This is a genomic window from Acinetobacter sp. SFA, assembly GCF_001647535.1.
GTDB classification, from domain to species: domain Bacteria; phylum Pseudomonadota; class Gammaproteobacteria; order Pseudomonadales; family Moraxellaceae; genus Acinetobacter; species Acinetobacter pecorum.
Genome location: NZ_LSZI01000022.1, coordinates 108,003 through 123,845, shown reverse-complemented (window position 1 = coordinate 123,845; position 15,843 = coordinate 108,003). Strand labels below are relative to the sequence as shown.

The 15,843-nt window shown below is 41.8% G+C and carries 12 protein-coding genes; 3 read left to right on the top strand and 9 right to left on the bottom strand.

Translation table 11 applies throughout. The features are described 5' to 3' along the window. The first annotated feature begins 9 nt into the window (after positions 1–9). A complete protein-coding gene (locus AY607_RS14520; RefSeq protein ID WP_005246179.1) occupies positions 10–1,209 on the top strand; it encodes a PilT/PilU family type 4a pilus ATPase in 1,200 nt (399 codons plus the stop codon). An 80-nt stretch (positions 1,210–1,289) separates the two neighbouring features. Here the strand turns inward: AY607_RS14520 and AY607_RS14515 are convergent, their stop codons facing one another. The 4 genes from AY607_RS14515 to AY607_RS14500 form a co-directional block, all read right to left on the bottom strand. Next, on the bottom strand, positions 1,290–2,492 hold the full coding sequence (locus AY607_RS14515; protein ID WP_404793718.1) for an MFS transporter: 1,203 nt from the start codon (positions 2,490–2,492) through the stop codon (positions 1,290–1,292). Positions 2,493–2,705: 213 nt separating this feature from the next. Further along, complete coding sequence (gene gcvH, locus AY607_RS14510) at positions 2,706–3,080, bottom strand: glycine cleavage system protein GcvH (protein ID WP_004280423.1); 375 nt, start codon at positions 3,078–3,080, stop codon at positions 2,706–2,708. An 82-nt stretch (positions 3,081–3,162) separates the two neighbouring features. Beyond that, positions 3,163–4,191 (bottom strand): AraC family transcriptional regulator, encoded by a 1,029-nt coding sequence (locus AY607_RS14505; protein WP_064102928.1) that lies wholly within the window; start codon positions 4,189–4,191, stop codon positions 3,163–3,165. 464 nt (positions 4,192–4,655) lie between these two features. Continuing rightward, positions 4,656–6,509, bottom strand: a complete 1,854-nt coding sequence (locus AY607_RS14500; protein WP_064102927.1) for an ABC transporter ATP-binding protein — start codon at positions 6,507–6,509, stop codon at positions 4,656–4,658. Between the two features lie 206 nt (positions 6,510–6,715). Here AY607_RS14500 and AY607_RS14495 point away from each other — a divergent pair, with 206 nt between their 5' ends. Then, positions 6,716–7,369: a hypothetical protein gene (locus tag AY607_RS14495; protein ID WP_064102926.1), complete on the top strand. Its 654-nt coding sequence runs from the start codon at positions 6,716–6,718 to the stop codon at positions 7,367–7,369. Positions 7,370–7,482: 113 nt separating this feature from the next. Here AY607_RS14495 and AY607_RS14490 read toward each other — a convergent pair whose 3' ends face one another. Next, positions 7,483–8,736, bottom strand: coding sequence for a mechanosensitive ion channel family protein (locus AY607_RS14490; protein ID WP_064096836.1), 1,254 nt, complete (start codon positions 8,734–8,736; stop codon positions 7,483–7,485). A gap of 523 nt (positions 8,737–9,259) precedes the next feature. Here AY607_RS14490 and AY607_RS14485 point away from each other — a divergent pair. Next, positions 9,260–11,053, top strand: coding sequence for an NAD-dependent malic enzyme (locus AY607_RS14485; RefSeq protein ID WP_064102925.1), 1,794 nt, complete (start codon positions 9,260–9,262; stop codon positions 11,051–11,053). Positions 11,054–11,253: 200 nt separating this feature from the next. Here AY607_RS14485 and AY607_RS14480 read toward each other — a convergent pair whose 3' ends face one another. From AY607_RS14480 to AY607_RS14465, 4 genes are all read right to left on the bottom strand, one after another. Next, the gene (locus tag AY607_RS14480; RefSeq protein WP_064102924.1) at positions 11,254–11,790 is read right to left on the bottom strand and encodes a DUF2058 domain-containing protein; all 537 of its coding nucleotides are present in this window, start codon (positions 11,788–11,790) and stop codon (positions 11,254–11,256) included. Positions 11,791–11,802: 12 nt separating this feature from the next. Continuing rightward, entirely contained in the window at positions 11,803–12,480 is a 678-nt protein-coding gene (locus tag AY607_RS14475; protein WP_064102923.1) for a YoaK family protein, read from the bottom strand. Positions 12,481–12,522: 42 nt separating this feature from the next. Beyond that, positions 12,523–13,719: a serine/threonine transporter SstT gene (gene sstT / locus AY607_RS14470; protein ID WP_064102922.1), complete on the bottom strand. Its 1,197-nt coding sequence runs from the start codon at positions 13,717–13,719 to the stop codon at positions 12,523–12,525. A gap of 329 nt (positions 13,720–14,048) precedes the next feature. Further along, the gene (locus tag AY607_RS14465) at positions 14,049–15,797 is read right to left on the bottom strand and encodes a SulP family inorganic anion transporter (protein WP_064096687.1); all 1,749 of its coding nucleotides are present in this window, start codon (positions 15,795–15,797) and stop codon (positions 14,049–14,051) included. Positions 15,798–15,843: the final 46 nt, after the last annotated feature.

Sequence of the window (15,843 nt, the reverse complement as noted above, 5' to 3'; positions counted from 1 at the left end):
GGAAAGAAAATGTTCACGGCAGAACTGTTGGACGAAGCAAAAAAATTCATGCATCACATGCTGACTAAAGTAGTGGAATATGGTGGCTCAGATTTATTTATTACGGCTGATTTTCCACCGAGCATCAAACATCAAGGCTTAATGAAACCTTTTGGACAACAGGAACTTACAGCTGAAAAAACCAAACTGTTTGCCTACAGTCTGATGAATGATAAACAGCGTAAAGAATTTGAAACTGAACTTGAATGTAACTTTGCCATTACTGTACCGGGCGTCTCCCGTTTCCGGGTCAATGTGTTCCAGCAACAACTTAATGTGGGCATGGTGATTCGTACCATTACTGCAGAAATTCCAAATTTCCAGAAACTGAAATTACCGGAATCCCTGAAACATGTGATTATGGAAAAACGTGGACTGGTACTGGTAGTCGGAGGAACGGGTTCAGGTAAATCAACTTCACTCGCAGCCATGATTGACTACCGAAATGAAAATTCAGCAGGGCATATCATTACCGTAGAAGATCCGGTTGAATATGTGCATAAACATAAAAAATCCATGATTACTCATCGTGAAGTCGGAGTGGACTGCCATTCTTGGCATAATGCGCTGAAAAATACCTTGCGTCAGGCTCCGGATGTAATTCTGATCGGGGAAATTCGCGATACTGAAACTATGGAACATGCGATTGCTTTTGCGGAAACTGGCCATTTGTGTTTGGGAACTCTGCATTCCAATAATGCCAACCAGACTTTGGACCGGATTATCAACTTCTTCCCTGAAGAACGCCGGAATCAGTTATTGATGGATTTGTCTTCAAATATGAAGGCGATTATTTCACAGCGTCTGATTCGGACTCAAGATGGTAAAGGCCGTCGGGCAGCGATTGAAATCATGCTGAATACACCTTTGATTTCCGACCTGATCCTGAAAGGCGAGTTTCATGAGCTGAAAGCCATTATGGCTAAATCCCGTGAACTGGGCATGCAGACTTTTGACCAAGCCTTATTTGACCTGTATAACCAAGGCGCCATTTCCTATGAAGAAGCTTTGCGTAATGCCGATTCTACCAATGAGTTACGTCTGCAGATCAAGCTGAAAAGCAATCGTCAGGACAGTACTGCACCAGCTAGTGAAGCAACCCAATTCACCATGATGCAAGATCCAAAAGCGGATGAGAAAGAAGCAGAGAATACTTCGGTGTCAGAATAAACCTTTACTCAAAACATCACAGGCAGAATTTTCTGCCTGTTTTGACTTATATTATTTATTATTCAATCCAATCCATAAAATTAGTCAGTTTTGCGTTGTACCAGCAGCTTAAAATAAACAATGCTGCTCAGCGTTAAAAGACCACACAAAATAAAAGCCAACTGATAACTATAAGCGGCAATGATGGCGCCAATGAGCAATGAACCGATGGCAATACCCAAATCATAGAATGTATAAAAAGTTGAGGTTGCATAGCCAATCCGATGCTTGGGGGCACGTTGAATCGCCAAGGTTTGAATACAGGGCTGCACACTGCCAAAACCTACTCCAATCATGACAGCAGCAAGCATGAATCCCCATAAGCTCTGGATCTGGCTCAGTAAAAATAGGCCCAAACTAAAAGCCACCAATGCCGGATAAATCACATATTGTGGACCTTTACGATCATAAATTTTTCCGGTGATCGGCCGTAAGCTCATCATGGAAATTGCAAAAACCACAAAGAACAAACCAGCATAAGCCATTAAACCTTTGCTGGCTGCAAAGGGAGCAATAAAGGACATAATGCTGGCATAAGAAAAAGAAATCAGCATGGCCAGTACCGCAACAGGTAATACCGTCTTTTCTACAAAATCTGTCAGCTCAAGTGATGTTTTCTTGTTAGAATTTTCAATTATTTTTTCAGGTTCTTTGACCGGAATCAGAAAACAGAAGGTAAATCCGATAAAGACCAGGGCAACCAGCAGTATGCTGACCTGAAAATAAGACCAGTATTCCATCAGGCTCAGACCTATAAATGGCCCTAAAACAATCCCCAGATTAACCGACATGACAAAATAGCCCATACCTTCGCCTTTACGCTGTTCCGGAATAAACTGGTTTACGACAGGCACACAAACTGTGGTCAAGATACTAAACCAGATACCATGCAAGAAACGGATGATAAACAGAATCGTGAGCTGATCAGCGAACAGGTAAGCTAAGGAAAAAATATTGAAAAATATTTCTGAGACAATTAAGGTTTTGCGTATACCGAATCTTTCGATAATTAAGCCGCTAAAAGGACGCACTGCAATGGCAGAAACCATAAATAAAGTCATGGCCAGACCGGCCTGGGTTAGATTACCGCCTAACTCTTTCAAGATGTAAATTGGCAAAATTGTAGTTTGTGCAAAATAGAAAATAAATAAAAACAGGTTATTGGACAGACAAAGTACAAATGACTTGGTCCAAAGAAGTGAAGTATTGTCGTTCATGAGGATCCTGAATAATATGTGCGACAAGCGCTGAGACTGCACATGAGTATTATTTTTATAAGCAAGCACGACAGATGGGCTGCAAAGCAAGTACCTTAATCACTTTAAGAAATATATGTGAAAAGTGCAATAAGTTTCCGACAGAAACACCTTGAGTTTAATCGGGAAAAATAAGTAAAAAGTTTGTCTTTTCTATAAAAAAATCAGCCCGGAGGCTGATTATCTGAATCTTGGACCAGCTTAGAGTCCAGCTTCATATTCTGTGTTGGAGAGCAGTTTTTCGACATCGGCCATATTGTCCGGCTTGATTTTATAGATCCAGCCTTTGCCATATGGATCATCATTAATAAAATCAGGATCATCTTCAAGATCAGGATTAATTTCAACCACTACACCAGACACCGGTGCATGAATATCGGAAGCAGTTTTGACAGATTCAACTACACCGGCCTGTTCGCCCGCAGTGATATGTGAATCAAGATCTGGTGCTTCGACATAGACCAGATCGCCTAATGCATCCTGTGCATGGTCGGAAATACCGGTCACAACAAGATCACCCTCAATGCGCACCCATTCATGTGTACTTGCGTACTTTAATTCTGCAGGATGATTCATTGATAACTCCTTAAAAATCTTAAGATCATTTTTGACATGTTTTATACATTCTTTTTAAGCAAAACAAAAGGCTTATACTTCCTTATAAATAAGGATCTTTGCGCCAGTTGCTCGGGCTGCGACCACTCCAGCGTTTAAACGCCCGGCTAAAATTGGCGACATCGCTATAACCCAGTTCATCGGCAATCTGTTCCAAGGTAAAATCTGTCCGGGATAATAACGAGGTAGCATGCCGGTAACGCACTTCATCGACCAGGGTAGAAAAGGAGGTGCCTTCGGCGGCAAGTTGACGTTTTAAGGTACGGTCAGACATATGCAAGCGATCAGCCACACTTTCAATACTGAGATAGTGTTGCTCGGCATGGGTCAAGATATCCCGGACACGCATGGCAATCCGGTGCCGTTCGCCCAAGGCAGAAAGTTCTGTTTCACACTGGTTAATCGCAATCTGGCTGGCAATCGGATCGGCATGTACCAGCTTGTTCATCAGGTAGCTTTTATCAAAACTCAGAATTAAATGCGGCTGTTCAAAGCGGAACTGATGGGTAGGGAACTTCGCCATAAAGCGTTCAAAACCTTCCGGCTTCTTAAAATCGAAGTCAATTTCTCCCGTTGCATCGTTAACGCCTGTAATCGCTTTGGCCATACTGATCAGACCAATCATCAAGGCAATGGAAATTTCGGTGCGCAGAGGTTCAAGCTGAATATCGGTTTGCAGTTGTACCGTGGCTTTAGCACCAAAAGTCGAGAAAAATAGTTGCAGGAAGGGTAAGCGAAGTTGAATAAATCGATTCGCCAGTACCAGCGCATCAGTAATATTATTCGCCGTCATAATGGCATAGCCAATAAAGCCATGAATCGAGATCCGCATCTGTGTGCCGAGATGATAGCCCAAGGTCGGTTCCCCGGTCAGTTTCAGGGCATATTTGACCAGTTCATTGGCGACAGGAGTTGGAATACGAAAATCAGGATCTGCCAACTGTTCACTGGTCAGGCCAAAAGGTTTGAAAAGCGACTCATTATTATAACCCCAGCGGGAAATGACATCGAGAAGCAGGAGACCGTAAACACCTGGAATTCCTTGGTCTTGGCGTGGAGCAATTGTTTTCATGCGCGATCCGTTGCACTCATTCAAATTTTTTTATTTATGAATAGATATTGGCATGAAGCCACCAAATTTTTCATTAAAATTGTTGGACAAAATTTTGGCGATTGTGACTGTGCCTCTGGCAGATTAGCCTGAATTCAGCCTTAAAATCAATTAAACCACATAATTTTGTTGATCAAATTAGAATTATTTTATTGAACCTGTCATATTTCTGCATGGGCTAGCCCAAAATCTGAGAATACGGCGTAAGTGTAAATTAAAATTGAAACATGCTTCATGAGGGTACTTTCAATGCCCATATGCTGGGGAATTTCAGTAAAAAATATCGGATAGATGGCAACTCAAGGTTCATCTGTAGAGAAGATTTTAAAAAGAAAGGTCTGGGCAAAGTTTTCTTTTGTCCCAGACCTGTTCAGTATTGAAGCCGATCAAATCATCAGAAGTTTTGAAATCTTCTAGAGATCATATTATTCATGATCTTTTGATGCTTTGATTTGTTGCTCAATCAGCATGCCGCCAGTTTGACGCTGCCAAAGCTGGGCATAGATACCATTTAATGCCACCAGTTCATCATGCGTGCCTTGTTCGGCAATTCGACCCTGATCCATTACAATCAGACGATCCATCTGTGCAATGGTCGAAAGGCGATGCGCAATGGCAATTACGGTTTTACCTTTCATCAGTTCATCCAGGCTGTTCTGAATGGCAGCTTCTACTTCAGAATCCAGTGCACTGGTGGCTTCATCCAGAATCAGAATCGGCGCATCTTTCAGGAATACACGTGCAATTGCAATCCGTTGACGCTGACCACCGGAAAGCTTCACACCACGTTCGCCTACATAGGCTTCATAGCCTTTTTTGCCGCGTAGATCAGTCAGATTTGGAATAAACTCTTCTGCTTTGGCTTTACGCACAGCTTCATACATTTCTTCATCGCTGGCATCAGGACGGCCATATTTAATGTTTTCCGCGACCGTGCGATGCAGCAGTGAAGTATCTTGGGTCACTAAAGCAATATTCTTGCGCAAACTGTCCTGAGTGACCTCATCAATATCCTGACCATCGATCAAGATACGGCCCTGGTTGAGATGATAAAAATGCAGCAACAGCTGAATCAGGGTGGATTTCCCTGCACCTGAACGGCCGACAATACCAATTTTTTCACCTGGATGAATGGTGAGATTAAACTGATCAATGACGTTTTTATCATTATAGGCAAAGCTGACATTTTCAAATTTAATTTCACCATGCTTTAGCTGCAGTTCTTTGGTACCTGGTTTATCTTCAATGGTAATTTTACGGCCTAAGGTCTTCATGCCATCTTGGATGGTACCCACATTTTCAAACAGGGCGGAGGTCTGCCACATCATAAATTCGGCAATACTGTTCAGTTTCAGTACCATTGCCGTAGTTGCGGCAATAATTCCCAGCTCGGCCTGACCTTCCATCCACAGCCAGATCGCGGTACCCAGTACGCCACCGTACAACACCACACTCAGCAGTAAAATACTGATTTCGTATTGCGCACCCAGACGCATCTGTTTATATACCGTGACCATAAATTCCTGCATCGAAGTTTTGGCATACTGGCTTTCGCGGCCGGCATGGGCAAAAAGCTTCACGGTCTGGATATTGGTATAGGCATCCGTGATACGGCCGGTCATGACCGCACGGGCATCCGCCTGGGCATTGGAAATTCGGCTCAAACGAGGAATAAAGTAACAAGCTGCACAGATGAACAAGGCTAGCCAGACCATCAGTGGAATGATCAGCAAGGGGGAAATTGCACCCAAAACAATATTGATGGTGATGAAATAAATCAGCACATAAGCCAGCATGTCACCCAGAATTACCCAGAACTCGCGTACTGCCAACGCCGTTTGCATGACCTTGGCCGATAAGCGTCCGGCAAAATCATTGTGGAAAAAATCCAGGCTTTGTTTCATCAGCAGATTATGAAAGCGCCAGCGTAAACGCATTGGGAAATTACTGTACAAAATCTGGTGCTTGATCAGCGATTGTGCACTGGCGAAAAAAATATTGGCCAGAAGAACAATACTCAGTAAGGTTAAATTACTGGCATGTTGCTCCAGAAAAGTATCCGGCTGGCTTTTACTCAGCCAGTTCACCAGGTCACCAATTTTTGAGTAAAGTAAGGCTTCGAAGCTGGCTGCACCAGCAGTACACAGTACCAGAATCAGCAAATAACGGCGTACGCCATAGGCTGCCTGCCAGACAAATGGAAAAAACCTGGTTGGTAAAGGTTGGTTGAGATTTTTGGTGGGATAGGGGTCAACCAGTCTTTCAAGCCATCGAAACATTATCGTACTCTTATCATGCATTTTGCTTTTCGAGAATTATAAAGGATTCTGTTTTTTTAAGCCCGTAATTGGGTGAAATTGCCACAAAATTATTTAAAAGTCAGACTTTACTTTTCAATATGGATACGTAATTCTAAACCCATAATTATATTAAATTTTAATCAATTTTTTATAATCAAAATAATCTCAAAAGAGAGCAGTAAGATATGAGTATTTGGGTAGTAGCTAGCCGTAAACGAGGCTCAGGAAAAACCATGATTGCCATGCATATCACTGAGTTATTACGTGGGCAAAGTCCTACGTTATTGCTTGATGCCAATCTGGAGCCGCAGGGTTTTGAATGGGCAAATCTGAAAAATGAAAAATTTTCTTTCGAGCATCTGGATGTCTTAAAACATGACAGTCATAGTCTGGATCACCGGCTGGATATGCTGAAACAGCAGTTCAGCTATATTATTGTTGATATTGATGGGCAGGATACACCTGCCTTACGTTCAGTCCTGAAACATGCAGATAAACTGATTATTCCAAGTTCCATTAATCCAGAAGATAGTCAGCTTGAAACCGAACTGGTGCAATTGGCGATTGGGATTGCACAATATAATACTCAATTAAAAGTTTATACTGTATTAAATAAGGTTCCTGAACAGCAGCTTGCGGAAATGAAGCAGACACAGAACCTGCTCAAGAATATTCCCGGTACGCAGTTTCTGAATACAGTAATTTATGAGCATCAAGGTAGCCAGAATTTATTATTAAATGGTGCAAGTATCTGTGACGATCAGATCAATTTAGAGCCTGATTTTTATAAAATGCTGCAGGAGCTTATGCAGGAAAAATCCTCTAAAATTTCAGGCTGACCCCCCAAAGATTAAATTTATATTTTAAATTATTGATTTTTTATCAAAACAGAATAGTTAAAAGCCTGAAATAGGACAGTATTTCAGGCTTAAAAAATTGTCGGAACTTATAATTAACTAATAATGGAAGAAGGTTGACTAAATGCTTCTTTTAAATCAAGACCTGAAGGGGCTTGGTACACTTTTAAACCAAATTCAGGAATAATCGCCAATAGATGATCAAAAATATCAGACTGGATATTTTCATATTCGGCCCAAACCGTGGTATTGGTAAAGGCATATATTTCTAGTGGTAGACCTTCACTGGTCGGTTGTAACTGACGCACCATCAGGGAGTGATTTTTGCTAATTCCCGGATGCTGTTGCAGATAGAACTCTACATAGGCACGGAAGGTACCAAGATTGGTGAGACGGCGCTGGTTGTACTGTGAATGATGGCTCAGTTGCAGGTTAAATTGTTCCAGCTCTTCTGATTTGGTATTTAGGTACTGATCCAGCAGAATAAAATTTTTCAGCTTGTTCTGTTCTTCAGCCGACATAAAATGTACGCTGTTTTGATCAATGTGAATCGAGCGTTTGATCCGCCGTGCCCCAGCTTCCTGCATGCCACGCCAGTTTTTAAAGGTATCCGTAACCAGTTTGTTGGTTGGAATCGTGGTCACTGTTTTATCGAAGTTCTGTACCGTAATGGTATGTAATGACATATCAATGACATCGCCGTCTGCGTTCAGCGAAGGCATTTCAATCCAGTCACCAATCCGTACCATGTCATAAGATGAAATCTGTACTGAAGCCACCAGTGACAAAATGGTATTCTGGAACACCAGCATCAGTACCGCGGCCATGGCACCAAATCCGGCCAGCAAGGTAAAGACATCTTTTTTCAGGAAAGTTCCCAGAATCATCAGACCACAAACGATGAAGATAATCAGTTTGACCAGCTGTAAATAACCCTTGATTGGCTTGTTACGCGACTTAGGATTGCGTTGATAAATCAGGTTGAAAATATTTAGCAGTTCACCAATTGCCAGAGCAATGGTCAGGAAGATGAAGGCTTGTGCACCCATCTGGATGAAGGTCTCAACCTTGTCAGATAAATGCGGAACGGTGGTAATCCCGTTCATAATTACAATTGCGGGCACGATATTGGCAATGCGACGAATCACGCTATGCTCGGCAATGATTTCATTATGTGCAAAAGGCATTTTGGAAATCATTTTACGAATTCCACGTACCACAACCTGTTTGGCAAATAGATTGGCAAGAATGGCCAGTAAAATCACAATACTGAGTGAAGACAGCATTTCCAGCCATGGATACTGATCTGCCCAGACCTGTATATTCTCGATCACCTTAAACTGTTCCAAGTTATCTTTTCTCATTCAATTAAAAAATAGTTATAGAGTTTATAGCTTTAGCATGAATTTTTTAATTTTAAATAAACTTTTAATACATTTCCTCATATGCTGTTTACTATCAAACGGTTAAAAAGGCCTGAAAATACAGCTCTAGCTTGGTTTCAAGTTTCATATTCAATAGATTTGCTACTGAATATTTTTTATGAGAAATAAGTTTTATTTTTCAATATATAATATTTGAAGTTACAAAATATAGATTTTTACTTTTATTAATAACTAATATCATTTAATACAAGAAGAATTAAATTGAAATCAATTTTTTAATTATCTCATTTAATATTAATGCCTAAAGGTAGAATAATTATTAACACAGAATTTAAAAAAATAATGATTTCAAAAAAACTCGCAGTGCATAAAGAAAATATGCGAATAATATTTTAACAAGTGTTGATTCTAAAAAGATGCTCGGCTGAGCTGATATTTAATCCAGATACTTTCTCAACATCCTATAATTATTTTAAAAGGTATGAATATGTATACTCGTCAAGCTAAAGTGGTTGTTGAAAATAACCAGCGTAAATTTAAAACTACTGCACGTGGCTATGAAGTTTTGCGTGATCCTGCCTTAAATAAAGGGACTTCATTTAGCATAGAAGAAAGAAAAGCTTTGGATTTAACCGGGATTTTACCACCCGTGGTAACGACTGATATGGAACTGCAATTAAATCGCGCCTATCAGGCTTACCAGGCCTGTAACAGTGATTTGGATAAGCATATTTATATGTGGCGTCTGCATGATAATAATGTGACATTGTTTTATGCATTATTACAGCGTCATATGCTGGAAATGTTGCCTGTGGTTTATGACCCGATTGTGGGGGAGGCAATTGAAAATTATAGTGAAATCATGACACGTCCACGTGGTATTTTCTTGAGTATTAATGAACCTGAAAGTATTGAAGAAAAGCTTCGATCCTATGGTGCTGAATCTGGGGATATTGATCTGATAGTCGCTTCCGATGCTGAGGAAATTCTGGGAATTGGAGACTGGGGTTCAAACGGGGTAGATATTTCCATCGGTAAGCTGGCGGTTTATACCGCAGCTGCGGGAATAGATCCACACCGGGTTATCCCTGTTATTCTGGATGTAGGCACCAATAATGAAAAATTATTAAATGATCCGTCTTATGTCGGGAACCGGCATGAACGTATTCAGGGCAAAGTTTATGATGATTTTATAGATGCCTATATAAAAGCTGCAAGAAAGTTATTTCCACAAGCTGTTTTGCATTGGGAGGATTTTGGTTCGACCAATGCCCGGCGGATTTTAGACCGTTACCGAGAAACCCTTCCAACCTTTAACGACGATATTCAGGGCACAGGTGCTATTGTGATGTCTGGCCTGTTAAATGCAGTTAAATTAAGTCAAACACCGTGGACTGAACAGCGGGTAGTGATCTTTGGTGCAGGCACAGCAGGCTGTGGTATTGCAGATCAAATCTGTGCTCAAATGATTCGTAGCGGCCTGACAAAAGAACAAGCCATTTCCCGAATCTGGTTAGTCGATTTGCCCGGCTTATTAACTGAAGATATGAATGATGGTCTTCTATATTTCCAAAAAACCTATGTGCGTAAAAATGCTGAAGTTGCTGGTTTTAATCGGGTAGTTAATCATACTGCGATAGAGGCAAGAACACGTTGGCCCCATATGGCAGCATTACAAGCAAAAGCTAATCAAAATAAAGGGATTATTGATCTTGCAGAAACTGTTGCACAAGTAAGACCCACTATTTTAATAGGAACGTCTACCACACCGGGTCAATTTACAGAACAGATTGTAAAAAATATGGTCAATCATGTTGAACGTCCCATCATCTTTCCATTGTCCAATCCAACATTACTACATGAAGCAACACCGCAACAGCTGATTGAGTGGACGAATGGGAAAGTATTTGTGGCAACCGGAGCACCATTTGATGATGTGATTTATCACAATGTGCGTTATAAAATTGGCCAGGCCAATAATGCGGCACTTTATCCAGGTTTGGGTTTTGGTGCAATTGTTGCCAAAGCTCAAAAAATCACGGATGAAATGATCTTTGCCGCCGCCCAGGCCGTGGCCAGTCAGGCAAATTTAGGTTCTGAAGGTGCCTCGTTATTACCATCAAATGCCGATCTGAGAGTAACTTCCAGTGTTGTTGCCTTAGAAGTGCTTCGTACTGCACGGGACCAAGGAATTTCTGAGCTTAAAACAGAAGAGTCTGATGTTGAGGTGATTCGTCAGGCTGCTTGGTGGCCCGTATATGTACCTGTAGAAGCTATCTAGTTTCAGCTTAAAAATGAGGATATAGAGGAGCCGGGTTAAGCTGCATCTTTTTATTCTAAAAATACATTTCATCTTGTTATAGATGCAAAGGTGTTCAAATACCAGCTTAAGTCAATTTTTAATTATTTGAACTAAGATCTTGAATATATAATTTAATAAAACCGGCCTGAGCCGGTTTTATTTATTAGATAAGAATAGGCTTACCACATCAAATCATCTGGAATGACATAATCTGCATACGGATCTTCTTCATCAGTCGTTTCTTCATTTTTCTCTGAATTATTCACGATGATAAAGCCTTGCATTTTGGCATTGATACGATCCGCCAGCGCTTTAGGCAGGAAAGCATAACTTTCATTTTCGCGGGCGATCACCAGGCTTCCTGCGACCAAGGCATTATAAATTTGCTGATTCAGATAGACTTTCTTGATTTTAGAATCATCAATAAACTGATAGGCAATTTCACCGTCAGTGTCACGAATTTTATGCTGATTGATCATTTGCATGATAGCAGCTTTGAGCTCTTTTTCTTGCAGCGCTGCTTTTTTCTCTCGTTCAATCGCCTGATCTTTTGCCAGCTTTTCCTGTTTGGCCTGTTCAATTTTAGCCTTGATTTCAGCATCACTGCTATCGCCAGTGCGCTTTTCGTGAACTGCCTGTTTTGACAGTTTTTTTGCTTTCTTATTATCGACCAGACCTGCCTTTAACAATTGTGCCTGTAATGCGTTTTTAACCATAAGAATGTCCAGTTATGAGTCGAATTGATGTCGATAACGTATATAAATCACCCAGTAGGTGAGGCTGAGGGTCAGACTCAATACGACCGGGATCAGGAATGAGTTTAATTTTAAATAAGGGTAAACCCAACTGGCAAGAAGACCACCACCGAAAAAACCGAGTAAAATCAGAACATGTAAAATCACCCGGCGTGGTTCCACATCCAATCCGCGTATACGGTAGCCTAAGGCCAGACCAAGATCGGTCAGTACGCCAGATAAATGCGTGGTGCGAATAATTGCGCCCTTATAATGGCTGACCATGGCATTTTGTACGCCCATTGCTGTACAGGCCCAGAGCAGGCCATAGCGAGGAAAATAAGGGAGCAATATCCAGCTTAGCAGAATAAACAAAGCCACCAGGCTGAGCGGATAGCCATAAAGACGTCCTAACTGAAAGTGACTGTTACCCAGAATAAGACCGCTATACATTGAGCCAATGACATAACATAGCGTTACCAGAAACAGATACACGATATGCTGCGGTTCCCAATTCACCAGCGCCATGGCCAGCATACTGATATTACCGGTCATATGGGAAACGGATTGGTGCAGGACGGTAATCAGACCGAGTACATTAATCATGCCGGCATTCACGGCAAGAAAAAATGCACCCAGATGAATCCAGATGGGTAAACGCTGTAATGGCATAACAACATCAATGGCTAAACATATTGTTTAATTAATATAAAATCAATTTGATGCGCGGTCTACTGCTGTCGTGAACAAAACGTCAGTCGATGAATTTAGCGCGGTTTCAGTAGAATCCTGTAATACACTGATTACCATACCAATTGCAACAACTTGCATGGCAATGTCTGAAGAAATACCAAACAGGCCACATGCGACCGGAATCAATAGCAATGAACCACCGGCAACACCAGAAGCCCCGCATGCCGAGATTGCAGCCACCACCGAAAGAATCAGCATGGTGGTAAAATCGACATTAATTCCCAAAGTATTCACGGCAGCCAATGACAATACGGTAATAGTGACAGAAGCACCAGCCATGTTGATTGCAGCACCGAGAGGTATTGCAATACTTGCAGTCGATTCTTTGACACCTAAACGTTTTGCCAGATCCAGGTTTACTGGAATATTGGCTGCCGAACTACGGGTAAAGAAAGCAGTAATACCACTTTCTTGCAAACAAGTGAACACCAGTGGATATGGGTTATTACGCGTGATTAAGGCAACCAGAAGCGGATTAATGACCAGAGCCACAAAGACCATGGTTCCGAGCAACACGGCAAGTAAATGCACGTAACTGGTCAGCGTTTCGAGGCCAGACTCAGCAAAAGTCACTGCAACCAGACCAAAAATACCTACAGGCGCAAAACTGATAACAAGACGAATTACATAATTTACCGCAAAGGCTGCATCATTCAAAAGTGTCTTGGTTGTATCTGATGCATGACGGAAAGCAATACCTAAGGCTACTGACCAAGCCAGGATACCAATAAAGTTAGCTTCAGCAATGGCAACCACCGGATTAGCGACAAAACTGAGCAGCAAATTTTTCAGAATTTCTACCAGACTGCCAGGTGGCTGCAAGTCAGTTTGTGTAGCGATATCCAGGAACAGTGTACTTGGGAATAAAATACTCGCAACCACAGCGCTGAGTGCAGCAAGGAACATACCAACCGTATACATTATCATAATCGGCCTGATAGCAGAGTTAGACTGACCCACCTTAAAATTCGCGATAGAAGCTAACACTAAAATGAAAACCAGAATCGGTGCAACAGATTTCAAGGCTTTAATAAACAGGTCGCCCAGTAGGCTTAATGAGGGAGCAACTTCGGGAAATACCACAGCCACAGCCACGCCTAAAATAATGGCGATGATGATTCGAGAGACTAAGCTCATGCGCGTAAGGGCAGAAAACATAAGGTTGCCTTGTGAAAATTACGAGGGCGAAATGGGGAAAAAAGTCGTGCTATTTTATACTTAAATTAAACAGGGCTTCGACTATATTTTCATATTAAAGTCAAACTATTGATATTATTAATATATTCTAAAGTTAACTGGTTTTAGATATTGTTTTTTTTTGAAGAAAAAATCTGCACATGATGGATAAATCATCTCGGAGAAAATTTTATAGATGAAATAAATATCAATTTCAGACCAAGAAATTCAAATTATATTTGAAAATTCATAAAAGACATGAACTCATATCCGCTTTATATAGCCGGGCATGAGTATAAGTCTAAATGGTCCTAAATTGTATAATCTTTATGCTGTTCAAAGATCTCTGGCGCCAGATCTCGGATCGCCTGAAAATGTGTCAGATAAATCCGGCCACTCAGATGCTTCATCAATCTGGACGCCTGCAGTTTATCCATCACCGGGCCTTTGACTTCTGCGAAATGCAGGTGAATATCCAGTTTGGCCAATTCAGCATTTAAATCTTCCAGCATTTCCAGAGCACTCAGATCAATGGCACTGATACTGGAACAGTTTAAAATCACGTGTTGTAGCTTGTCATTCAGGCTGATCTCATTGATCAGATATCCTTTGAAGTTATTGGCATTCAGAAACGATAGATTTTCATCAATCCGCAGTGACAGCACCCGATCTGAGGTGATGACCTGATGGCGCTGAATATTGCGAAAATGCTGGGTTCCTTCAACTAGACCCACGACTGCAATATGCGGCCGGCTGATGCGCCATAACATCAGCACAAAAGTTGATACAATTCCAATCAGCAAACCAGTAGAAATGTCAATCAGCACCACGCCCAGAAAAGTAATCCACATGGCAAGACCATCTGCTTTGGAATAACGCCAGGCATCAACGAATGGCTGAAAGTTAACCAGTTTCCAGATCGAGACAATAATTGTGGCGGCCAGAATCGTCAGGGGCAGATCTTCAAAAAATCCGGTAAAGAACAGGCTGACAAAAATAATCAGAATTGAAGATAAAACACCAGCCATAGGGGATTTGGCACCGGCATCAGCATTCACCACAGTCCGTGACAGGCTGCCCGTTACCGGAAAGGCTGAGCTTACGCCTGCACTGATATTGGCCAGGCCAAGCGCGATCAGTTCCTGATTACTATCTAGATGGCTGCGCTGCTGCAATGCTGTGGCTTGCGCAATCGAAAGCGATTCTACAAAGCTGATCATGGCGATCATGCTGGCACCAGGCAACAAGGTCATGACCAGTTCCCAGTTCCAGTGTGGAAAGGATAAAGGTGGAAAACCGGATGGAATTGCACCGACAGTTTTAATGCCATAAATCTTTAAATCCAGAAATACAATTGCAGCAATGCCGAGACACACCAGAATCAGGGGTACCGCCCGGACCAGAAAATCTGTAGGACCAATCCGGCTTTGTACAGCCTGAGATTTTAATAACTTGGGCAGATAGATCAGCAGACTGATAGACAGCAGGCCGAAAATCAGGCTAGGAAGGTGCAATAGCGGGAAGTATTGCAACAAGCTACTGACAAACTCCGGAATATTATTGGCTTTTAAGGGGAGGTCAACCAAAAACTTTAACTGGCCAAAAGCAATGAGCAATGCTGATGCAATGATGAAACTTTGAATCACGGGATGACTGATTAGCTGGATCAGAAAACCAAAACGGAATACGCCTAAAAGCAGGGAGATAATGCCAACCATCAGTGCCAATAACATTGCAGCTTCAATATAGACCGGGGAACCCACCTCAAACAAGGGATTAAGCGTGGCGAAGGTCATCATGGAAATGATGGCCACGGGGCCGATTGACAAAGTCGAACTACCACCGAGCAAAGCATAAATGATCATTGGCAGGATGCTGGCATATAAACCCATGATCGGTGGCAAGCCTGCAAGCATGGCATAGGCCATCCCTTGGGGCACCAGCATGGCCACTACAATCAGGGCAGCCAGAACATCGGATTTAAATTTGACTGGCGTATAGTGGCTTAACCAGGCCCAGGCAGGGAGTTTATGCAGAATTTTAGACTTGGAATTTGGCATAAAAAGGTCTAAATCACAAATATAGATATATTATGCACAAATTCTG